Here is a 22519-nt window from a genome sequence, read left to right as displayed (position 1 = left end):
TTAACCTATGATGAAAATTGCTGTTTTATCCGGCGATGGGATCGGCCCGGAAATCGTTGCGCAAGCTGTGCGGGTATTGGATGCATTGAGAAAAGACGGTTTAGCGGCCGAGCTGGAATACGGCTTGATCGGCGGCTGCGCCGTGGATGCCACGGGAGAGCCATACCCGGAAGCCACACACCGGTTGGCCAGTCAGGCGGATGCGGTTTTACTCGGAGCCGTCGGCGGTCCGCGCTACGATACGCTGCCACGCCATCAGCGTCCCGAAAGAGGCTTGCTGGCCATCCGCAAGGAATTGAATTTGTTTGCCAACCTGCGGCCGGCGATACTCTATCCCGAGTTGGCCAATGCTTCCAGTTTGAAATACGACGTGGTCGCGGGTCTCGATATCATGATTGTACGTGAACTGACCGGTGATATTTATTTCGGCGAGCCGCGCGGGATTGAAATGCGTGACGGCCAGCGTGTGGGCTATAACACGATGATTTACAGTGAATCCGAAATACGGCGTATTGCGCATGTCGCTTTTCAAGCGGCGGCTAAGCGGCAAGGTAAGCTATGTTCCGTGGATAAAATGAACGTGCTGGAATGCACGCAATTATGGCGCGATGTGGTAATTGAAGTGGCTAAAGAATATCCGCAAGTTACGTTGTCGCATATGCTGGTCGATAATGCCGCGATGCAATTGGTGCGTAATCCGAAACAATTCGATGTCATTGTCACCGGAAACATGTTCGGCGATATTTTGTCTGACGAAGCGTCGATGTTGACGGGATCCATCGGTATGTTGCCTTCGGCTTCGCTGGATGAGAATAACAAAGGTTTGTACGAGCCGATTCACGGTTCGGCGCCGGATATTGCCGGTAAGGATCTGGCGAATCCGTTGGCGACGATATTGTCGGCTGCCATGATGCTGCGCTATACATTCAACCAGGAAGATGCGGCGCAACGCATAGAAAATGCCGTCAAGAAGGTTTTGGCGCAGGGCTTCCGTACAAAAGATATTGATGAACCCGGAATGAAGCCGGTTGGCACTAAGGCGATGGGTGATGCGGTATTGGCGGCAATGTAAGCGTGTCTAAATAATGAAGATATATTTGATTAACGGATTGTCAATTTTAGGGTAAGAGATAAGCAATGAAACAAGTGGGTTTTGTTGGTTGGCGTGGCATGGTGGGTTCCGTATTGATGCAAAGAATGCGCGAAGAAGAAGATTTTTCTCTGATTGATCCTGTGTTCTTTACAACTTCGCAAAAAGGCGGCGCAGGCCCTGAAATTGGCAAGGAAACACCGCCGTTACAAGATGCTTTCGATCTTGATCAGCTGAGTGCGATGGATATCATTATTTCTTGCCAAGGCGGGGATTACACCAATCAGATTTTTAAACAATTGCGCCAATCCGGCTGGCAAGGCTATTGGATCGATGCAGCATCCGCGTTGCGCATGGAAAAAGACGCCGTGATCATATTGGATCCGGTCAATATGCCGGTGATCGAACAAGCGCTGCATGACGGGGTGAAAAATTATATCGGTGGTAACTGCACCGTCAGTCTGATGTTAATGGCGGTCGGCGGGCTATTTGAGAAGGGCATGGTGGAGTGGATGAGCGCCATGACGTATCAAGCGGCATCCGGCGCCGGCGCCAAAAATATGCGCGAGCTACTGCAACAAATGGGCGAGGCGCATCGCGTAGCCAAGGACTTACTCGATAATCCCGCTTCCAGTATTCTGGAAATCGATCGCGAAGTCGCCGGCACATTGCGCGATAAAAAATTCCCCACGGAGAATTTCGGCGTGCCGCTCGCTGGAAGCCTGATTCCCTGGATCGATAAAGAAGTGGCCAACGGACAGAGCCGCGAAGAATGGAAAGGGCAGGCGGAAACCAACAAGATCCTGGGAAGCAGCGACCGGCAAATTCCAGTCGACGGCATCTGTGTACGTGTCGGCGCGATGCGTTGCCACAGTCAGGCCCTCACCATCAAGCTAAAGCAAGATGTGCCTCTGGATGAAATCGAAGACATTATTGCCAATTCCAATGATTGGGTGCAGGTTGTGCCTAATGAAAGAGAAGCGACAACTTCACGATTGACGCCTACGGCCGTCACAGGCTCGTTATCGATACCCGTAGGTCGCCTGCGTAAGCTGGCGATGGGTAATGAATATTTGTCTGTATTTACCGTCGGCGACCAATTATTGTGGGGCGCAGCGGAACCACTACGCAGAATGTTGCGTATCCTCATTCAACATTGAAATTTTCGTTTCTTGATACTTTAGTTACATTCCCACAATTATCGGTTTGTTTTATATGAATTAGCCCGTAATTTAAGGCATAATCGCAGCTTACGTGATTGCGTCACAGTGTTAGCCTTTCGAAATCTTTTTTCAAAAAAACTGAGAGGGTACTTCGGTGTATAAAACATCCTTTAGAGTAAGCTTGCTTGTAATCTTCTTGATGTTGCCATGGTTTGCCGTTCAAGCTGCAGGACTTGGCAAGTTGACGCTCAATTCCGCTCTGGGACAACCGCTGGCTGCTGAAATCGATATTGTCACGACCAGTAGCGATGATGTGTCGTCTCTGCAAGCCAGTGTTGCGGCCCGGGAAGCATATACACAAGCGGGGATCAATTACGAGCCGGTTTTATCCACCATTAAAGCTTCGATAGCGTCGCGCGCAAACGGTAATCCGTACGTCAAACTGTCCTCATCGCAGGCCGTCAATGATCCTTTTTTGATGGTATTGCTGGAATTGAACTGGTCTTCAGGGCGTATACTGCGCGAATATACCGTTCTGCTGGATCCTGTTGAAACCAATACACGGAATCTCGCGGCGGCAAATGTCAATTCCGCACCTGTCATAGCGGCAACTCAATTGGATGAGGAGAGGACACCAGGTATTGAGCAAGAAAACCGGAACGCGAAATCATCCAAAACGAAAAATAATTCAACAGGGCAAACGAAAAAATCCTACGGGCCGGTAAAACGGGGCGATACGCTATCGTCCATTGCACGCCAGGTATTGCCGGCCGGTGTCGATCTTAATCAGATGCTCGTGGCGCTTTATCACGCCAATCGCGATGCCTTTATTGCGGACAATATGAATTTGCTCAAAACCGGTACTGTTCTGAAAATACCGGAAAAAAATGAAATAGCGTCGATTGATGCATCCACAGCAAGAGTCGAAATTAAAGTGCAAACTGCCGATTGGCGCAGCTATCGAAGCAAACTTGCGGATATCAGCCGGGAATCTCCGGCGCGGCATACGATCAGTCAATCCGATCAAGGTCAGATTACCACCACGCTGGATAAGAAATCCGCGGCGGCACCGAGCGCTCCCAAAGAGGTTCTTAAGTTGTCGAGCGGCGGGCAATTGCTCGATAAGGACGGTAAGATTCCGGATTCAGCTCTGGTTGATCGTCTGCGCATGATGGAAGAAGATGCCATTGCGCGAAATCTTGCTTTGAAAGAAGCGAACGAGCGTGTGGCGATGCTGGAAAAAAGTATTGATAATTTGAAACAGCTGCTGGAATTGAAAGATTCCGTTCTGGCTCAGGCACAACTTAAAGCCGAGCCCGCTGCCAAGACCGCCGCTAAACCGGAAGCGCAGCCGATGGTTGCAACAGAATCATTACCTGAAAAAGATACCAAGCCGGAATTGAATGCTATACCGGTGCCAGCACCAGAAACACCCATTACACCGCCGGTAGCACAAGCAACCACCAAGAGTGCGCCGATCGTTCCGCCGCCCTTGCCGCCAGAAACCGAAGGGAGTTCATGGATTGATTTATTATTGGGTCATATCGAATATATCGGTGCTGCGTTAATCTCAGGATTGCTATTGATTCTGCTAATGATCAAAAGACGCCGCAAGCAACAAGAGGCGGTTGAAGAGGAAGAAGAAACAAGGAAAGATAATTTCTCTTCAGCCATACGAGATCGCATGGCGACTATGACGGCTGCCGATGTAGCAGCGGAAGCTGCCGCCAGCTCAATGTCGTCCGAAAATGTAGACGATGACTTAACTTATCAGAATATTAATTCATCTTCTGAAGGTGAAGAATTCGATAAAGACGCGCAATATTACGAAGAAAATTTTGCGAAATTTGATTCCGCAGCGGAATCGCAAGCCGATGACGAGTCGTTGAATGCCGATTTGCAACAGGCTGAGCCGCCCGCTGACCCGGAAGCGCCTGGTAATTTTGCAGAAGATTACGGTCAATCCGCCGATTCCGGCGATGATACGGCGATCTCGGCGAATCAAATCGACTTTGATTTAAGCGATGATGTCGATGAGATTAAGCATCATGTGGCAATGAACCCATCGCTTGCCGATGATGAAACGGAATTAGCGAATGCCGGGGAGGATTCGAAAGCACCTGAGAACAATTCCGATTATGGCTTGGAAATCAATTTCGACGATTCGGAAAAATCGCTTGATGTTGCTACTGTTAACGACGATCACGTTTTCGATAATGAAAAAGTGGATCTGGATTTTGATCTGGGTGATTCCGGTATTGATCTAGCGAAAAATAAGCCTGCAAGTGAAATCGAAGTGCCGGCGCTCGATGATGAATCTGTCGCTGATCAGAGCGAGAAGATATCGAGCTTGGGCGATGAGCCGCTGGAGTTTGATCTGACCCTGGATAGTGAACATGAAGCGCCGGAATCAGAGCAGCCATCCATGCCTGGGCTTGAATTGGCTAAAATCGACTTGGATCTCGGGGATTCCGGGCAAGAAATTGAACAGGAAGAAAATCCGGATTTGAGTGAAAAGAGCGAGCAATGGCAAGAGGTTGAAACCAAACTTGACCTGGCAAAAGCTTATCAGGAGATGGATGACAAGGAAGGTGCTAAAGAAATGCTGGAAGAAGTGATTCGAGACGGCGATGAAAAGCAGAAAAAAGCTGCTAAACAAATGCTGAAAAGCTTGTAGGAATCGCTGCTTGATACATTCCTGCAAGCACGTATCAATCAGTAGAATGATTTTTTGTTTGTGCGGATAGCGCTGGTTCTGGAATATGATGGCAGCCGTTACTGCGGATGGCAAAGCCAACCGGAAGGCTGCTCGATTCAGGATGTGTTGGAAACAGCCTTATCCCGTATTGCGCAAGAAGAAATCCGTATTATCACCGCCGGACGCACCGATTCTGGTGTGCATGCGTTGTATCAGGTCGTGCATTTCGATACAGCGGCGCGGCGCCCGGTCAGCGCCTGGATACGCGGTGTCAACGCTTTATTGCCGGATGACATCGCGATACTATGGGCAGCCGAAGTGTCCGGCGAGTTTCATGCAAGGTATAGCGCGCTGGAGCGGCGCTACTTATATTTGTTACTGAATCAGCCCGTCCGGCCAGGTATCAACCATAACAAAGTGGGGTGGTACCATCACCCGCTAGAGCTGGAAAAAATGCAAACCGCAGGCGATATTCTCGTCGGTGAGCATGATTTCTCTTCATTCCGGGCAGCCGAATGCCAAGCAAAATCTCCAGTACGGACAATCACCCGGCTAACCATCACTCGCCAGGGGAATCTATTGGTTTTTGATATACGCGCTAATGCATTTCTCCATCACATGGTGCGCAATATCATTGGTTGCCTTGTTTATATCGGGAAAGGGAAGTATTCTGTTGAATGGATGCATGGGCTATTGGCAAGTTGCGACCGGACCTATGCTGCACCGACATTCTCACCGGCAGGTTTGTATCTGGCTAGTGTGAAGTATGATACTTGCTGGGGGCTGCCGGAATCTTCTTCGAAGCCAATCATTCCTGGTTTGTCGTTACATGATTAAGTCATTTAAAAAAAGAGCATGAAGATCCCATGTCTGCGCGCGTAAAAGTATGCGGAATTACCCGTCGTGAAGACGCGGAAGCGGCGGTGCAATGCGGTGCTGACGCCATCGGTTTTGTTTTTTGGTTGCATAGCGCGCGCTATATCGATGCCGATTCCGCACGTCGCATTGCTGACGTCATACCGCCTTTCGTTTGTACGGTGGGTGTTTACGTTGACCCGGATGCTGCCTGGGTGGAAGAAACCGCGCGAGCTGCCAAGCTCAATCTGTTGCAGTTTCATGGCGATGAATCGCCGGAGTTTTGTAACCAATTTTCACAGCCTTATATTAAGGCGATTCGCGTCAAACCGGATACAGATTTGCTACAATATGCAGAACGTTACAGGACAGCAAAAGGATTATTACTCGATACCTATGCTGCCAACATGCCCGGCGGAACCGGCCATGTTTTTGATTGGCGGCTTATTCCGCAGCAACTGCCGTTACCGCTTATTCTGTCCGGTGGTTTGAATCCGGATAATGTGGCGTATGCAATCAAGCAAACAAACCCGTGGGCAGTAGATGTTTCAAGCGGCGTGGAAGCCTCAAAAGGTATTAAAGATAAGAAAAAAATTATTGCTTTCATGCAAGGAGTTAAACAATCGTGAATGCTTATGACCTGCCGAATAAAGAAGGCCATTTCGGTCCCTATGGAGGCATATTTGTCGCTGAAACATTGATTTCAGCGCTGGAAGATTTACGCAAACAGTATGAATTTTATCGCGACGACCCGGACTTCAAAGCGGAATTTGCGTACGAATTGAAACATTACGTAGGACGTCCCAGCCCCATTTATCATGCAAAAAGATGGTCTGAGCACTTAGGCGGCGCGCAGATCCTGCTGAAGCGCGAAGATCTGAACCATACCGGCGCGCACAAAATCAACAATACCATCGGGCAGGCGCTGCTTGCCCGGCGTATGGGGAAAAAGCGCGTTATTGCGGAAACCGGCGCGGGGCAGCATGGTGTGGCGAGTGCCACGGTAGCTGCGCGCTATGGTATGGAATGCGTGGTCTACATGGGTTCCGAAGATGTAAAACGCCAAGCTACCAATGTGTATCGTATGAAACTGCTGGGCGCAACCGTGGTGCCGGTGGAATCCGGATCTCGCACCTTAAAAGATGCATTGAACGAAGCCATGCGGGATTGGGTCACCAACGTCGAGAATACGTTTTATATCATAGGCACAGTTGCCGGGCCGCATCCTTATCCGATGATGGTCAGGGATTTTCAGGCGGTTATCGGCAATGAAGCCAAAGTGCAGATGCTGGAGGATTTCAATCGCCAGCCGGATGCGCTGATTGCCTGTGTCGGCGGCGGATCGAACGCGATCGGTTTATTCTATCCGTATATTGACAATGCCAATGTGCGCTTGATCGGTGTGGAAGCAGCGGGAAAAGGCATCGACACCAATCAGCATGCGGCGACGCTATCAACGGGTAAACCCGGGGTGTTGCATGGTAACCGTACTTATCTTATCCAAGACGAGAATGGCCAGATTATAGAAACCCATTCCATCTCGGCCGGTCTCGATTATCCCGGCGTGGGACCGGAACATGCCTGGTTGAAAGATTGCGGGCGCGCGGAATACGTTGCGATTACCGACGATGAAGCATTGGAAGCATTTCACACGCTATGCCGTTTCGAAGGCATCATGCCGGCGCTGGAATCCAGTCATGCATTGGCTTATGCCGCCAAATATGCGCCTACTTTACCGAAGGACAAATTGCTGCTGGTGAATTTATCCGGACGGGGTGATAAGGATATGGCAACGGTTGCGCAAATGTCCGGTTTAACGCTGTAATCAATGGTGAATTCTATTGCGTTTGCAGTTTTCTGAGAAGAATTGAGAGCGGATTGAGCACATGAGCTTTATAAAAAGTTTAATGAATATTTTCGGCAGCCAGGGCGACGCTGAAAAAATAAATCGTATCGCCACAGTTTTTGCGGCGTTAAAAAAACAAAACCGGAAAGCGTTGATTCCCTTCATTACCGCCGGTGATCCCGATCCGCAGATAACGGTGCAATTGATGCATCAATTGGTTCAATCGGGCGCCGACATCATCGAGTTGGGCGTGCCTTTTTCCGACCCTATGGCGGATGGGCCGACCATTCAAAGATCGTCGGAGCGGGCGCTGAAGCATCATGTGAGCCTGAATGGCGTTTTGGACATGGTGAGTGAGTTTAGAAAAACGGATACGAATACGCCGGTGGTTTTAATGGGCTATGCCAATCCGGTTGAAGCGATGGGTTTTGCGGTATTTGCCGCTAAAGCGAAAGATTGCGGCGTCGACGGTGTTCTCATCGTCGATTATCCTCCTGAAGAATCCGCCGAATGGGTGCAATGCCTGGAAAAACAGGAAATCGATGCGATCTTCTTGCTGTCTCCTACGACGCCTCAAGAGCGCATCGCGCAAGTAGCTAAAATGGCCAGAGGCTATGTGTATTATGTTTCCTTAAAAGGAGTGACCGGCGCATCGCATCTGAATCTTCAGGATGTCGGTGCGATGTTGACGCAATTACGTCAGTATATAGCATTACCCATCGGTGTCGGGTTCGGCATACGCGATGGTGCGACAGCCAAGGCCGTAGCCGGTTTGGCCGATGCCGTGGTGGTCGGCAGCCGGATCATCGAGGAAATCGAGAAATCTTCAGAAGCGGAATTGTTGAGTAATGTAGGAAGCTTGATCAGCGCTCTGCGCAAAGCCATCGATGAGAATGAAGGCAATGGTTAAAACACGCAAAATACGTTTGAGGAAATGCAACACATGAGCTGGTTTCAAAACATTATTCCGCCAAAGATCAAAAGAAAAGAAGCTGGTGAAAAGAAGATAGTACCCGAAGGCCTGTGGAGTAAATGCCGTACCTGCGAAGCGGTTTTGTATTACACGGATCTGGCCAAAAATCTGAATGTCTGCCCTAAATGCGATTTCCATAATCGCATTTCCGCAAGAAACCGTCTCGATCAATTGCTGGATCCGGAAGGGCGCTATGAAATCGGCGCTGAAGTGATTGCTACCGATGCGCTGAAATTTAAAGACAGCAAGCGCTATGCAGATCGCCTGACGCAAGCGAAAGAAAGCACGGACGAACAAGACTCTCTGGTAGTGATGCAAGGAACCATCAAAACGATGCCGGTCGTGGTTGCGGTATTTGAATTTGGTTTTATGGGCGGTTCGATGGGGTCCGTCGTGGGCGAGCGTTTTGTACGCGGCGTCAAAGTCAGTATTGATCAGCATGTACCTTTCATATGTTTCAGCGCCAGCGGCGGCGCGCGTATGCAGGAAGGCTTGTTTTCCTTAATGCAAATGGCGAAAACAACCGCTGCGCTGACCAAGTTGAGTCATCATAAATTACCGTTCCTATCGGTGCTGACCGATCCGACGATGGGGGGCGTATCGGCCAGTTTCGCCTTTCTGGGCGACGTGGTGATCGCCGAACCCGGCGCGCTGATCGGTTTTGCCGGTCCCCGCGTCATTGAACAAACCGTGCGCCAAACCCTGCCGGATGGTTTTCAACGGGCCGAATTCCTATTGCAGCACGGTGCGATTGATATGATTGTCGATCGCAGGCAAATGCGAGATAAAATTGTGACGCTGTGCACGCAACTGATGCGTGTTCCGGAACCCCTATCTTAGCCGTTGCTGCCGCCTGACCCCTGTTCAATGCCTGCCCCCAGCGCGCTCGCGGATTGGTTAACTTACCTTGAATCACTCCATCCCAAGACGATTGAGATGGGATTGGAGCGTATCGAACGGGTCCGATCCAAACTGGAACTGATACCGCAATTTCCCATTATCGTGGTGGGCGGTACGAACGGCAAAGGATCCGTTTGTGCAATGCTGGAATCCATACTGGTCTGCGCCGGATATAGAACGGGTTGTTATACCTCACCACATTTGCTGCGTTATAACGAACGCGTTCGCATCAATAAGAATGAAGTGGATGATAAAAGTCTTTGTGACGCCTTCGCGCAGATTGATATCGCCCGTAAGGATTGTCATACCTCGCTGACTTTTTTTGAATTTGGCACGTTGGCGGCGCTGCATGTATTTGTTCAAGCCCATGTTGATGTAGCAATTCTCGAGGTTGGCCTAGGTGGGCGCTTGGATGCGGTTAATCTATTTGATGCGGATTGCGCGATTCTAACCAGTATCGACCTCGATCATATGGATTATCTGGGGGATACGCGGGAGAAAATCGGATTCGAGAAAGCCGCTATTTTTAGAAAAAATAAACCGGCGATTTGCGCGGAAGCCGATATACCGCATTCCGTCTATCAGCAAGCAGAAAAAATGGGGGCAAAATTTTTCCGCCTTAATCAGGAATTCGGTTTTTCTAATAAACATACGCAATGGGATTATTGGGGCCCTAACGGCAAACGCCATTCTTTACCTTTTCCCGCACTCCGCGGAGTTAAGCAACTGCAAAATGCAAGCGCTTGTCTGGCCGCATTGGATACGCTGCACGAATTGCTGCCGGTCAGCATGCAAGAAATCCGCCTGGGATTGGGTGAGGCAGTGATACCGGGCAGATTTCAAGTGGTTTCGACACAGCCGATGATCATCCTGGATGTCGCACACAATCCCGCCGCGGCGGCCGTGTTATCGCAAAACCTAGCGTCAACCAAACCGAGCGGCCATACGTATGCCGTTTTTTCCATGCTGCAAGACAAAGATATTCAAGGCGTCGTCCAGACCTTAAAAGACCATATTGATTTCTGGCTGGTATGTGCGGTTGATTCTGCTCGTGCTGCACCGATTGATTACCTGGTCAACGAAATTCATAAAGCGGGTGTTGCAGGCAATGGAGATGCCATTCGTCAGTTTGCCGATTGCGTTGCGGCTTATGTTTTTGCCTGTGAACATGCCGGTAAAAATGATAGAATTTGCGCATTCGGGTCTTTCTATACAGTAAGCGGTGTGTTGCAGTATTTGAATGCACAACAGAGTAGGTAATAATTGGCTATTTCAAATGAACAAAAATATCAGTGAAGAAGAATTATTACTCAGAAAGCGCGCAAGACGGCGTTTAGTTGGCGCAATCGTACTGGTTTTGGCTGCCGTTATTGTATTGCCGGCAATATTCGATGAACCCAAAGGCGAGGGTGAGAAACAGGAAATTGCCATCAATTTGCCACCGGGCAGAATCACTAAAATAGACCCGACGCCAAAAGAAGAACCGGTAAACCGCGAATTGCCGGATGAAGAAGGCGCATCGTCTGAATTACCAAGTAAATCTAGAATGAGCGCACCGTTCGGAGATGAATTCGGAGGATCGTCAAGCGAGCAAAAACGTATTCCTATCCCCGGTATTAAACCAAAAATTGACCGGCGTTTAGTAGCGGCTGCTCCAGAAACAAAAAATACAGCAGCGGCAAAACCTGTAGGCACTGCACAAACTGCAGCGGTTGCACCGGCTGCTACAGCTGCCACAGCGGCACCCCCAGTACCGGATACTCCCGCAGCGGCACCAGCAGACACGGCAAAAAGCTTCATCGTGCAGCTGGGAGCGTTTTCCGATCCGGCAAAAGCCAAGCAGCAACAAGCCAATCTATTGTCAAACGGCTTCAAAGCTTATACCGAAACACTGAAGATTGATCAAAATGAGGTGACAAGGGTAAGGATCGGTCCCTTCGTGACACGAAGCGCCGCTGAAACCGAATTAAAGAAATTAAAAAAGCTTGGATTGGACGGCGTAGTGGCTCCCAAATAAGTTGATAACTGGGTAATTTTGATTTTTTGTTTACTCAACAATTAGAACTGGACTGATTTTCACCGATGACCGCATTTGATTATGTCGTTTCCGGCATTTTTCTAGTTTCCGTAATTTTGAGTATTTTCCGGGGATTTGTCCGGGAAGCATTATCCATTGCCGGTTGGGTAGTTGCCTTTATTGTGGCTAGCGCATACGCATCGTTTTTTGAACAGTTTTTGCCCGCCGAAATAACCGGTGAAACACTACGAATCTCGATTGCATTCGCTCTGACATTTTTGTCGGTATTGCTGATAACTGCGTTGGCGACTATGCTGTTGACTACCTTGATTAAAGGTATTGGATTGGGATTTATCGATCGATTATTCGGTTCGATTTTTGGTTTTTTGCGAGCGCTGGTAATTGTAACGCTACTGACCTTGATCGCAGGATTGACGACGATTCCTAATCAGGTATTCTGGCAACATGCGGTTTTGAGCCGTCCTTTAGAAGTAATTGCGCTACAGATTTTGCCTTGGCTTCCGAACGATTTGTCGAAACGTATTAGCTTTGAAAGAAAAGAGAATTCTTAAGATGATTGACGAGTCGCATAATTTAAGTTGCTATTTTGCTGATTATCTTATAAAGAGCAATTTAAATTCGGACCCTGAAGCTGATTAGAGCAGCGTATACGGAGCGTTTATATGTGTGGAATTCTCGGCATTGTTGCAAAATCACCTGTCAATCAATTGCTTTATGACGGTTTGCTGATGTTGCAGCATCGCGGGCAGGATGCAAGCGGCATTGTTACTGCACAAGGAAGTACTTTTCATATGCACAAGGGCCTCGGTCTAGTGCGGGATGTATTCCGCACCCGGAACATGCGCGCATTGGCCGGCAATATCGGCATCGGTCACGTGCGTTACCCGACAGCCGGATCAGCCAATTCACCCGCGGAAGCGCAGCCTTTTTATGTCAACTCGCCGTTTGGAATTGTACTGGGTCACAACGGCAATTTAACCAACGCGGCGGAACTGAATCAAGAATTGTTCAGAACCGATTTGCGGCATGTGAACACCAATTCGGATTCGGAAGTTTTACTCAATGTGCTGGCGCATGAATTGCAGGAAAGCACGCGCAATTGCCAATTGGATCCGGCAACAATTTTTGCCGCAGTCGCGGGCGTTCATAAACGCTGCAAAGGTGCTTATGCGGTCGTGGCAATGATTGCAGGGTATGGATTGCTGGCTTTTCGTGATCCCTATGGCATACGGCCGCTGGTTTTTGGTACCGCCGAACATGAACTGGGCGATGAATATTTGATCGCATCGGAAAGTGTGGCATTGGATACGCTGGGTTTTAAATTGATCCGCGATATACAACCCGGGGAAGCCATTTTTATCGACGAAGACGGCAATTTCTATAACAAGCAATGCGCAGCACAGGCTTCGCTGAATCCCTGCATTTTTGAATATGTTTATCTGGCGCGTCCCGACTCGGTCATCGACGGTATCTCGGTTTATGAAACGCGGCTCAACATGGGAGAGCATCTGGCTGAGAAAATCAGAAAAACAATACCGCATTTGGATATCGATGTCGTCATTCCGATACCGGATTCCAGCCGTCCCAGCGCCTTGCAACTTGCCAACAGCTTAGGCGTTGATTTTCGTGAAGGGTTTGTCAAGAACCGTTACGTCGGCCGTACCTTTATCATGCCGGGTCAGCAGCAACGGCGTAAATCCGTGCGGCAGAAATTAAATGCGATGAGCATAGAATTTCGCGGTAAAAATGTGATGTTAGTGGATGATTCCATCGTCCGTGGAACAACAAGCCGCGAGATTGTTCAGATGGCGCGCGAGGCCGGCGCAAATAAAATTTACTTTGCTTCCGCGGCGCCACCGGTACGCTATCCAAATGTCTATGGCATCGATATGCCGACCCGTCAGGAGTTAATCGCGACTGATCGCACGGCGGAAGAAATTTGTAATGAAATCGGCGCGGATTATTTGATTTTCCAGGATTTGGATGCGCTTAGCCATGCGGTTTCAAAAGTATCGCCTGCCGTTAACAGTTTTGAAACTTCGTGCTTCAATGGTCATTACATAACCGGCGATATTACACCGGAATATTTGCAAACTATTGAATCGCAACGTAATTCCAATCATTCGGTATTGCAGGCCAAACCCAACTCACAATTGGATTTGAGTTTGGTTTTTTCCGAATAGCGGACGGTGCTGAAAATTAAGCAGGTATCCTATCGGTTTGAATCGCGCTGTTCATTTTTTGCTCATAATAAACTTTCCTGATCTCTAAAACGATCGTTTTCGCTTAAGGTTTCATCCTATGTCTGATCATTTGCAACCAGAAACACTCGCGCTTCATACGGGAATTCATCGCAGCCAGTTCAACGAGCATTCTGAGGCGATGTATCTGACTTCAAGTTTTGTCTTTGATAGTGCCGCTCAGGCGGCTGCGCGCTTTTCCGGCAACGAGCCGGGCAATATCTACTCGCGATTTACCAACCCCACCGTCACGGCATTTGAAGAACGGCTGGCGGTATTGGAAGGTGCGGAGACTTGCATCGCAACTTCTTCCGGTATGTCGGCGATATTGGCGTGCGTGATGGGATTGCTTTCCGCTGGCGATCATATCGTGGCATCGCGCAGCTTATTCGGGGCAACGGTGAATCTATTCAACAACATTCTGAAACGCTTCAATGTCGATACAACGTTTGTGTCGGCGACAGATGCGCATTCATGGCAAGCCGCGATACAACCCAATACCAAGCTGTTTTTTTTGGAAACGCCGTCCAATCCGCTAACGGAAATCTCAGATATTGCGGAACTCGGCAAAATTGCCAAGAAAGCAGGCATTTGGCTGGTTGTCGATAATTGTTTCTGCACACCTATTTTGCAGAAGCCCCTTGAATTGGGCGCGGATATCGTTATTCATTCCGCGACCAAATATTTGGATGGGCAAGGCAGAGTATTGGGCGGTGCCGTGCTCGGTAAGCGGGAATTATTGATGGATGGCGGGATTTTCGGGTTTCTGCGTACCGCCGGACCGACACTCAGCGCCTTCAATGCCTGGGTGATCCTGAAAGGTTTGGAAACGCTCAAAGTACGCATTGAAGCGCACTCGGCCAATGCGCTGCAAATGGCACAATGGCTTGAATCGCAACCGAATGTCGTGCGCGTGTTTTATCCCGGTCTGGCATCGCATCCGCAGCATGCATTGGCAAGACAACAGCAAAAATCCGGTGGCGGAATTGTCACGTTTGAGGTAAAGGGCGGCAAGGAAGCGGCATGGCGTGTCATCGATTCGACGCGCTTGATCTCGATTACCGCTAATCTCGGCGATGCCAAAAGCACATTGACCCATCCGGCGACCACAACGCATGCGCGCATCAGTCAAGAAGCCCGGGATGCCGCGGGTATTTCCGACGGGTTGCTGCGCATTGCGGTCGGATTGGAGTCGGTGCAAGATCTGCAAGCCGATTTGCAGCGCGGATTAGCATAAAACCCAGCTGAGACTATTTTGTGGCGGTTGTGACTAACACGATCATGCGCTAAATGATCTCGGCCTTCAGTATGACGACATCTTCCAGCGGCACGTTTTGGTGACCTGCAAAATCGCCGGTTTTTACTTTCTTGATTTTATCGATCACATCCTGACCTTCGATGACTTTACCGAATACGCAATAACCGTAGCCTTGTGGTGATGCGGATTTGTAATTCAAAAAGCCGTTGTTGGCCACGTTAATGAAAAACTGCGCGGTTGCTGAATGAACATCGGCGGTGCGTGCCATCGCGATGGTATAGGTTTCATTCTTGAGCCCGTTGGCAGCTTCGTTACGAATCGGCGGCTGCGTTTTTTTCTGTTTCATGCCTGGTTCAAATCCGCCGCCTTGAATCATAAAATCGTCAATAACGCGATGAAATAATGTGTTGTCGTAAAATCCGCTGGACACGTAATTTAAGAAATTCTGCACGGTTTCAGGCGCTTTCTCGCTATCCAGTTCAAGCGTGATAACGCCATGATTGGTTTCTAGTTTTACCATATCGATCCTTTATTGATTATTGGTTTTTTGGGGTTGCGTATTTGTTAGGGCAGTTTCACGACATCTTCAATGACAACGCTGCTTTTCGGTACGTCACCGGAAAACGGACCGCCTGATCCGGTCGGCAGTGCGGCGATCTTGTTGACCACATCCATGCCGGAAACCACCTTACCGAATACCGCATAGCCGTAACCGCTTTGTGACGGCGCTTTGTAATTGAGAAACGCATTGTTGGCGACATTAATAAAAAATTGTGCCGACGCCGAATGCGGATCCGAAGTGCGTGCCATTGCAATCGTTCCGGTCTCGTTTTTTAAGCCATTGTCAGCCTCATTCTGAATTGGCGATCGTGTCGGTTTCTGCTTCAATGCCGCGTCAAACCCGCCGCCTTGAATCATGAATCCGGCGATGACGCGGTGAAAAACGGTATTTTTGTAAAATCCATCTTCGACGTATTGCAAGAAATTCTTCACGGTCTCGGGTGCTTTATCCGGATACAGTTCGAGCACGATACTGCCGAGATTGGTTTTCATTTCAACCCGAGGCTCTGCGGCATGAACATTCAAACTAATTACGACTAACACTATAAAAATCAGAATTCGGCGGAGATACATGATTGCGTGTCCTAATTGTTGGCTGGTGGCGGGAAGAGGCTTGGTGCCTTGGTTATGTTATACTCGCGGACTATTCGAATAGCGCGAGGATAACCGGATTCTATCAAGAAGAACGTTAATTCCACAATTTTATCTGTTGATCTTATGCTCAAAATTTATAACTCAATTGCCCGGGAAAAACAAGATTTTGTTCCGATAACGCCAGGGAAGGTAAAAATTTATGTTTGCGGCATGACCGTTTACGATTATTGCCACTTAGGACATGCGCGGGTTCTGGTGGTTTTCGATACGATTGTGCGTTGGTTCAGAGCCAATGATTTTGAAGTGCATTACGTGCGTAACGTAACCGACATCGACGACAAGATTATCAAGCGCGCGCAAGAGAATAACGAACCGATCGAAGCGCTGACGCAGCGCTTCATTCAGGCGATGAACGAGGATTCCGCGGCACTGGGTGTTGCGTTGCCGGGCCACGAGCCGCGCGCAACCGAGTATATCGAGCATATGATTGCCATGATCGGCGCGTTGGTGAAAAAAGGCTTGGCTTATCCTGCAAAAAATGGCGATGTGTATTATTCCGTGCATGACTTTCCCAGCTATGGAAAACTGTCCGGCAAGTCCTTGAGCGACCTGCGTGCCGGTGAGCGTGTGGAAATCGATTCGAATAAAAAAGATCCGCTGGATTTTGTACTGTGGAAATCGGCGAAACCCGGTGAGCCGTTTTGGGAATCGCCTTGGGGCAGGGGGCGTCCGGGCTGGCATATCGAATGTTCGGCCATGAGCGAACAATTATTGGGTATTCATTTCGATATTCATGGCGGTGGGCAGGATTTGCAGTTTCCCCATCACGAGAATGAAATCGCGCAGAGTGAAGGCGCGCATGACCACCCTTTTGTCAATTACTGGATGCATAACGGTTTTGTGCGTGTCGACAACGAAAAAATGTCGAAATCGCTGGGCAATTTCTTCACTGTGCGCGAGATTTTGAAACTCTATCAACCGGAAGTCGTGCGCTTTTTTATTTTGCGCGCGCATTATCGCAGCCCGTTGAACTATTCCGATCAGCATCTCAAAGACACCAAGCTTGCGCTGGATCGTTTATACATCGCGTTAAAGGAAGTTGAGCCGAACCCGGCTACCGCTACCGTTATCGACTGGCAGAACCCTCATGCGTGCAAATTTAAAGACGCTATGAACGATGACTTCAACACACCGGAAGCCATCGCTGTCTTGTTTGAGCTGGCGAGCGACATCAATAAAACGGGCTCGAAGGAGAACGCCGGTTTACTTAAAGCATTGGGCGGTTTACTCGGTCTTTTGCAGCAAAATCCGCAAGCGTATTTGCAAAATACACCGGCCGCCGCACCGGAAGCGTTGACTGCTGATGATATTGAGCAGTTGATTCAGCAGCGCATCAACGCGCGTAAAGAAGGCCGCTATTCGGATGCCGACGCGATTCGCAAGAACCTTCAGCAGCAGGGCATCATTTTGGAAGACAGCGCGCAGGGAACGGCTTGGCGACGCGCTTAGCCCACTGGTCCCATTAAGCTAGATTTTCCACAGATAAAGCGTGGAATTGGAGAAATCGTCGAGTTGGATGCTTTTATCCGCGGCAACGCCGGGAATGATGAACGTATTGCTGATCAACAGACTGCCCGGGCGCATTTCCTTGCTGGCTTTCTCCCACAGCGCGGTCATCGGAACTGGCGACAGGTAGGCATAAACGACGTCGTACTGCGAAAAATCCTGTTGCCAGAAATCTCCCCAGGTTACTGCGCAGTTTTTAGCGCCAAACAAACTTCTTAATCTGCTGATCAGGAAGGGCAGGGGCGCCGCTTCGATGCCATGAAACACACCGTTGCGGTTTTTCTCTGCCAGATGACTGAGCAAACCGCCGCAGCCGCTACCCAGATCGACAAAGGAAAACCGGCGACTTTCCGGTAATAGCGATTGCAGCGCTTGCGTCACGCGGTGACTGGATAGATACAGCGGCACCTGGGTTTTATAGGTTTTGCCATAAATCAGCAACAGTCCGAGAAAAAGTGCCAGGCATACTGTTGAAGACATATTTAACGCCAGTGCAACGACAATGAGCGGGATAAAGCCGAGATGGATCGATATCCACCACACCGGCATGCGCAACGCAAAACTGAGCAATCCCGCCGCTAGTCCTTGCAGCAGGCTCCATTCGAATAAGCTCAATTCAATAGCTGGTTGCGATACGATGACCGAAGCGATCAACGCAAGCGTGGCGATCTGAACAAATAACGCGATAATGCCGGGATGGAGTCGTTTTAACATCGTCAGTCAATCCGTGAGTTAAGGGGTTTGCAATAGTTCGGTGGTCGGTTCCGCCTGCATATCGATATCGATCGTTTGTTCATCCATCGTAACCGCTTTCTCGGCTCTTTCGTTCATGACCACGATACTGATGCGGCGGTTGATCGGATTGAGCGGCTCGTTCTTGTCGAACAGCACGGCGGAAGACAAACCGATGACTTGCAACACTTTGTTGGTATCCATGCCGCCAATGATCAGCTCACGGCGCGAAGCGTTCGCGCGATCCGCCGACAGTTCCCAATTGCTGTAACCCTTGTCGCCGGACGGGAACGGCTTAGCGTCGGTATGGCCGGAAAGACTGATTTTGTTTTCGACGTCATTGAGCATTTTGCCGATCTCGCGCAGAATGGTTTTCGTATACGGTTGCAATTCCGCTTTACCCAACGCGAACATCGGGCGGTTTTGCTCATCGACAATTTGAATGCGCAATCCATCCGAAGTGATGTCGAGTAAAAGCTGATTGGAGAACTTCTTCAACGAAGGATTGTTTTCGATTGCTTCTTCGATCTTTTTCTTCAACCCTTCCAGCTTGATACGTTCGATACGCTCCTTGATGATTTTCTTGGCTTTTATGTCGTCCTTAATCTCGCCTTTCTTGACCTCGCCGTGCTGGCGCGTCAGGTCGGTGCCGCCGCCTTTCAACACGCTGCTGGTTTCACCGATGGACGATCCGCCCATCATGGCGACTTTAAGTGGTGTTTTGAAATACTCCGAGATGCCTTCCAACTGACTCTTGGTCGACGATCCCAGCAGCCACATGAGCAAAAAGAACGCCATCATGGCGGTCACGAAGTCAGCGTAAGCAATTTTCCAGGCCCCGCCATGATGTCCGCCCGCGACCTTTTTGATTCGCTTGATGACGATGGGGCGTTGGGAAAGATCATCGGCCATAGTGGTTCTCGCAGTTCAATTGAAGGATGACTGTGCAACGGTTATTTCGATTTGCTTTGCTTAACATGCTCTTCCAGTTCCAGGAAAGACGGCCGTTCGGTGGTGAATAGCACTTTGCGGCCGAATTCAACTGCCAGAACCGGCGAATATCCATTCAAATTGGCCAGTAACGTGATTTTGATACACTCGAACATCTTGCTGGATTCATGCAGGTTATGTTCCAGTTTGTTGGCCAGCGGACCGACGAATCCATATGCCAGCAAGATTCCCAAGAACGTACCGACCAATGCGGCGGCAATCAGAATACCCAATTCCGCCGGTGGAAGATGCACCGATTCCATGGTATGCACCACGCCCATCACCGCCGCGACGATACCGAAAGCCGGCAATCCGTCGCCGAGTTTGGCCACTACATGAATCGGCACTTCGCCTTCCTGATGATGCGTTTCCAATTCGCTGTCCATCAAACTCTCGATCTCAAGCGAATTGAGGTTGCCACCGACCATCAAACGTAGATAATCGGTGATGAATTCGGTGATATGGTGATCGGCCAGGATATCCGGGTACTTGGTGAAAATCGGACTGTTGGCGGGATCGTCGACATCGCCTTCGATCGACATCAATCCTTCCTTGCGGATTTTGCTGAGCACTTCGTACAGCAACGTCATCAAATCCATGTACAACGCTTTGGTATATTTGGAGCCTTTGAAAACAGTCGGTAAAGCTTTCATCGTGGCTTTGAGCGCTTTGTTCGAGTTGCCGACGACAAATGCGCCCACCGCGGCGCCACCGATCATAAGCAATTCGACCGGTTGCCACAGCGAAGCGAGATGCCCGCCCGCCAGTGCAAAACCGCCGAAAACAGAAATGATGATGATGAGATAACCAACTAATACAAGCATTGCGATGACTCCCTCGAATGTAATGACGCAATTTTTTGAAGGCAAATTCTGGAGTGAGAAATTAACACACCCGGGCGGAATTCATTCTTGGGGATAAGGTCGGTTTTTTCCCGGTATTTTCGGGTTTTTTTATTGCGTGTGGATTTTCTTCATGAAAATAAGATAACGATTGTTCATGAAGATGTGATCATCTGTTCATTGGAAAGATAACCTTTCCATGAATATCGATTGATAATTAAGTGGAAATGGTGTTTTGCCGCTTGTGCTGATCGCTTTCTTCCTGCTGTTGTAATTCCCACATCTGCGCGTACGCGCCGTCGGCTATCAGCAATTGCTGGTGCGTGCCGCGCTCGATGATACGGCCGTGATCCATGACCAGGATCTGATCGGCATCGGCGATTGTCGACAGGCGGTGCGCAATGGTCAATGTCGTGCGGTTGCGCGCGATGCGTTTCAGCTCCGCTTGAATGCGTTTCTCGGAATTGGAGTCGAGCGCCGAAGTTGCTTCGTCGAAAATCAGAATGGCTGGATTTTTCAGAATGGTGCGGGCAATCGCAACGCGTTGCTTTTCGCCGCCGGATAGCTTCAAGCCGCGCTCCCCGACGATCGTGGCATATTTTTCCGGCAGGCTTGCGATAAAATTATGAATATGCGCGGCGCGAGCGGCGGCAAACACTTCTTCCTGTGTAGCATCCGGCCGGCCGTAGGCGATGTTGTAATAAATGCTGTCGTTGAACAGCACGGTGTCTTGCGGCACGATACCCATCGCGGCGCGCAGGCTTTGCTGCGTGACGGCGCGGATATCCTGGTCATTGATCAGAATGCTGCCCGATTGCACATCGTAAAAACGGAATAGCAAGCGTGCCAGCGTCGATTTGCCGGAACCGCTGTGACCGACTACGGCGATATTCTGCCCGGCGGGAATGTCGAAACTGACGTCGAACAGGATCTGGCGATTCGGTTCATAACTAAAATCGACATGACTGAACCGGATCGTCGCTTGAGCGGCATCGAGCGCTGTGGCATCCGGTTTGTCTTCGATTTCCTTATGCTCGTCCAGCAGTGTGAACATGCGCTCCATATCGGCCAGCGAGTGCTTGATCTCGCGGTAAACAAAGCCGAGAAAATGCAGCGGCATGTACAGTTGCAGCATAAAGGCATTGATCAGCACCAAATCGCCCAATGTCATGCGGCCGTCGATGACTTGCTCGGCCGCCAGCAGCATCAGTAAAGTGACGCCGATCGCGATGATCGCGCTTTGTCCGGCGTTCAATGTCGCCAGCGAAGTTTGGTTGCGCACCGCAGCTTTTTCCCACGATTGCAAGTGCTCGTCGTAGCGCCGTGCTTCCCAGGCTTCGTTGCCGAAGTATTTCACCGTTTCGTAATTCAGCAAGCTATCGATCGCTTGTGTGTTGGCTTTTGAATCCATGTTGTTCATGGTGCGGCGGAAAATCATGCGCCATTCGGTAACGATCAGCGTGAGCGCGATATACGCCAGCAGGGTCAGGAAAATGATGATGGAAAACCGGATGTCGTATTGATTGATCAGGATGACCAGCACCAGACCGATTTCCAGCAGCGTCGGCAGAATGTTGAACAGCATGAAATTCAGCAAAAAGGAGATGCCGCGCGTGCCGCGCTCGATGTCGCGCGACACGCCGCCAGTTTGGCGTTCCAGATGAAAACGCAGCGACAGCGAATGCAGGTGGCTGAATACTTTATTCGCGGCGCGGCGGATCGCGCGTTGCGTCACTTTGGCAAAAATCGCATCGCGCAATTCACCAAATAATGTGCTGCCTAGCCGCAAAACGCCATAACCGATCACCAGGAAAACCGGCAACACCAGCTCGGCGCGCGGTTGATCCAACGCATCGACAATTTCCTTCAATACCAGCGGCACCGAAACATTGGCGAGTTTCGCCAGTACCAACAGACTAAGCGCCACAATCACGCGGACTTTGAATTCCCACAAATAGGGTAGCAGCGTGGCGATGGTTTTCAGATTGTTGCGTGTGGCGGCGGGTTTCTCAAGACGGGTAGGGCGCATTAAAAGTGATCGATGGTGTGACTGAAAATGTAAAGATTGTTGAGAGATGAACCGGTTAGTTAAATTGAGTTTCTTTGCATCGCGGCATTAGGTAACATAAAGCCGGTGGTGCTTTCACCGCCGCATTGCAAGCCGATAAATCAT

20 protein-coding genes are annotated in these 22519 nt (G+C 49.7%); 14 read left to right on the top strand and 6 right to left on the bottom strand.

All coding sequences use genetic code 11. From position 1 onward, the window contains the following. Nucleotides 1-10 precede the first annotated feature (10 nt). The 13 genes from leuB (at nt 11) to HRU77_03175 (ending at nt 15040) form a co-directional block, all read left to right on the top strand. Nucleotides 11-1072 (top strand): 3-isopropylmalate dehydrogenase, encoded by a 1062-nt coding sequence (gene leuB / locus HRU77_03235; GenBank protein QOJ22054.1) that lies wholly within the window; start codon nt 11-13, stop codon nt 1070-1072. A 65-nt stretch (nt 1073-1137) separates the two neighbouring features. After that, nucleotides 1138-2250 carry an aspartate-semialdehyde dehydrogenase gene (gene asd, locus HRU77_03230; GenBank protein QOJ19788.1) on the top strand — a complete coding sequence of 371 codons (1113 nt, stop codon included), beginning with the start codon at nt 1138-1140 and terminating at the stop codon, nt 2248-2250. 202 nt (nt 2251-2452) lie between these two features. Further along, nucleotides 2453-4930 (top strand): LysM peptidoglycan-binding domain-containing protein, encoded by a 2478-nt coding sequence (locus tag HRU77_03225; protein ID QOJ22053.1) that lies wholly within the window; start codon nt 2453-2455, stop codon nt 4928-4930. 60 nt (nt 4931-4990) lie between these two features. After that, the gene (gene truA / locus HRU77_03220) at nt 4991-5788 is read left to right on the top strand and encodes a tRNA pseudouridine(38-40) synthase TruA (protein QOJ22052.1); all 798 of its coding nucleotides are present in this window, start codon (nt 4991-4993) and stop codon (nt 5786-5788) included. 29 nt (nt 5789-5817) lie between these two features. Continuing rightward, complete coding sequence (locus tag HRU77_03215; protein QOJ19787.1) at nt 5818-6435, top strand: phosphoribosylanthranilate isomerase; 618 nt, start codon at nt 5818-5820, stop codon at nt 6433-6435. After that, a complete protein-coding gene (trpB, locus tag HRU77_03210) occupies nt 6432-7631 on the top strand; it encodes a tryptophan synthase subunit beta (protein ID QOJ19786.1) in 1200 nt (399 codons plus the stop codon). Before HRU77_03215 ends, trpB begins: the two co-directional genes overlap by 4 nt. Before the next feature lie 118 nt (nt 7632-7749). Next, nucleotides 7750-8562 (top strand): tryptophan synthase subunit alpha, encoded by an 813-nt coding sequence (locus HRU77_03205; protein ID QOJ22051.1) that lies wholly within the window; start codon nt 7750-7752, stop codon nt 8560-8562. 33 nt (nt 8563-8595) lie between these two features. After that, on the top strand, nt 8596-9465 hold the full coding sequence (locus HRU77_03200) for an acetyl-CoA carboxylase carboxyltransferase subunit beta (protein QOJ19785.1): 870 nt from the start codon (nt 8596-8598) through the stop codon (nt 9463-9465). Nucleotides 9466-9492: 27 nt separating this feature from the next. Beyond that, entirely contained in the window at nt 9493-10785 is a 1293-nt protein-coding gene (gene folC, locus HRU77_03195; GenBank protein QOJ19784.1) for a bifunctional tetrahydrofolate synthase/dihydrofolate synthase, read from the top strand. A gap of 16 nt (nt 10786-10801) precedes the next feature. Then, a complete protein-coding gene (locus tag HRU77_03190; protein QOJ19783.1) occupies nt 10802-11542 on the top strand; it encodes an SPOR domain-containing protein in 741 nt (246 codons plus the stop codon). 65 nt (nt 11543-11607) lie between these two features. Continuing rightward, nucleotides 11608-12114, top strand: coding sequence for a CvpA family protein (locus tag HRU77_03185; protein QOJ19782.1), 507 nt, complete (start codon nt 11608-11610; stop codon nt 12112-12114). A gap of 111 nt (nt 12115-12225) precedes the next feature. Continuing rightward, nucleotides 12226-13746 carry an amidophosphoribosyltransferase gene (gene purF / locus HRU77_03180; protein QOJ19781.1) on the top strand — a complete coding sequence of 507 codons (1521 nt, stop codon included), beginning with the start codon at nt 12226-12228 and terminating at the stop codon, nt 13744-13746. 118 nt (nt 13747-13864) lie between these two features. After that, nucleotides 13865-15040 (top strand): O-succinylhomoserine sulfhydrylase, encoded by a 1176-nt coding sequence (locus HRU77_03175; GenBank protein ID QOJ19780.1) that lies wholly within the window; start codon nt 13865-13867, stop codon nt 15038-15040. 49 nt (nt 15041-15089) lie between these two features. On the opposite strand, the gene HRU77_03170 is transcribed toward HRU77_03175, so the two are convergent. Beyond that, nucleotides 15090-15581, bottom strand: coding sequence for a peptidyl-prolyl cis-trans isomerase (locus HRU77_03170; GenBank protein ID QOJ19779.1), 492 nt, complete (start codon nt 15579-15581; stop codon nt 15090-15092). Nucleotides 15582-15625: 44 nt separating this feature from the next. Then, nucleotides 15626-16195, bottom strand: a complete 570-nt coding sequence (locus HRU77_03165; protein ID QOJ19778.1) for a peptidyl-prolyl cis-trans isomerase — start codon at nt 16193-16195, stop codon at nt 15626-15628. A gap of 144 nt (nt 16196-16339) precedes the next feature. Between HRU77_03165 and HRU77_03160 the strand changes: the two genes are divergently transcribed. After that, the gene (locus tag HRU77_03160; GenBank protein ID QOJ19777.1) at nt 16340-17725 is read left to right on the top strand and encodes a cysteine--tRNA ligase; all 1386 of its coding nucleotides are present in this window, start codon (nt 16340-16342) and stop codon (nt 17723-17725) included. A gap of 18 nt (nt 17726-17743) precedes the next feature. Here the strand turns inward: HRU77_03160 and HRU77_03155 are convergent, their stop codons facing one another. The 4 genes from HRU77_03155 to HRU77_03140 all read right to left on the bottom strand — a co-directional run bounded on the left by HRU77_03155 (nt 17744) and on the right by HRU77_03140 (nt 22375). Continuing rightward, nucleotides 17744-18496 carry a class I SAM-dependent methyltransferase gene (locus tag HRU77_03155; protein QOJ19776.1) on the bottom strand — a complete coding sequence of 251 codons (753 nt, stop codon included), beginning with the start codon at nt 18494-18496 and terminating at the stop codon, nt 17744-17746. 18 nt (nt 18497-18514) lie between these two features. Continuing rightward, the gene (gene motB, locus HRU77_03150; protein ID QOJ19775.1) at nt 18515-19426 is read right to left on the bottom strand and encodes a flagellar motor protein MotB; all 912 of its coding nucleotides are present in this window, start codon (nt 19424-19426) and stop codon (nt 18515-18517) included. A gap of 41 nt (nt 19427-19467) precedes the next feature. After that, a complete protein-coding gene (motA, locus tag HRU77_03145; protein ID QOJ19774.1) occupies nt 19468-20328 on the bottom strand; it encodes a flagellar motor stator protein MotA in 861 nt (286 codons plus the stop codon). A gap of 235 nt (nt 20329-20563) precedes the next feature. Next, entirely contained in the window at nt 20564-22375 is a 1812-nt protein-coding gene (locus HRU77_03140) for an ABC transporter ATP-binding protein/permease (GenBank protein QOJ19773.1), read from the bottom strand. Between the last annotated feature and the right edge of the window lie 144 nt (nt 22376-22519).

It is taken from the genome of Gammaproteobacteria bacterium, from assembly GCA_015709615.1.
Taxonomy (GTDB): domain Bacteria; phylum Pseudomonadota; class Gammaproteobacteria; order Burkholderiales; family Nitrosomonadaceae; genus Nitrosomonas.
Note: the sequence above shows the minus strand (reverse complement) of the source record. Positions and strands in the feature narration are given on the sequence as shown.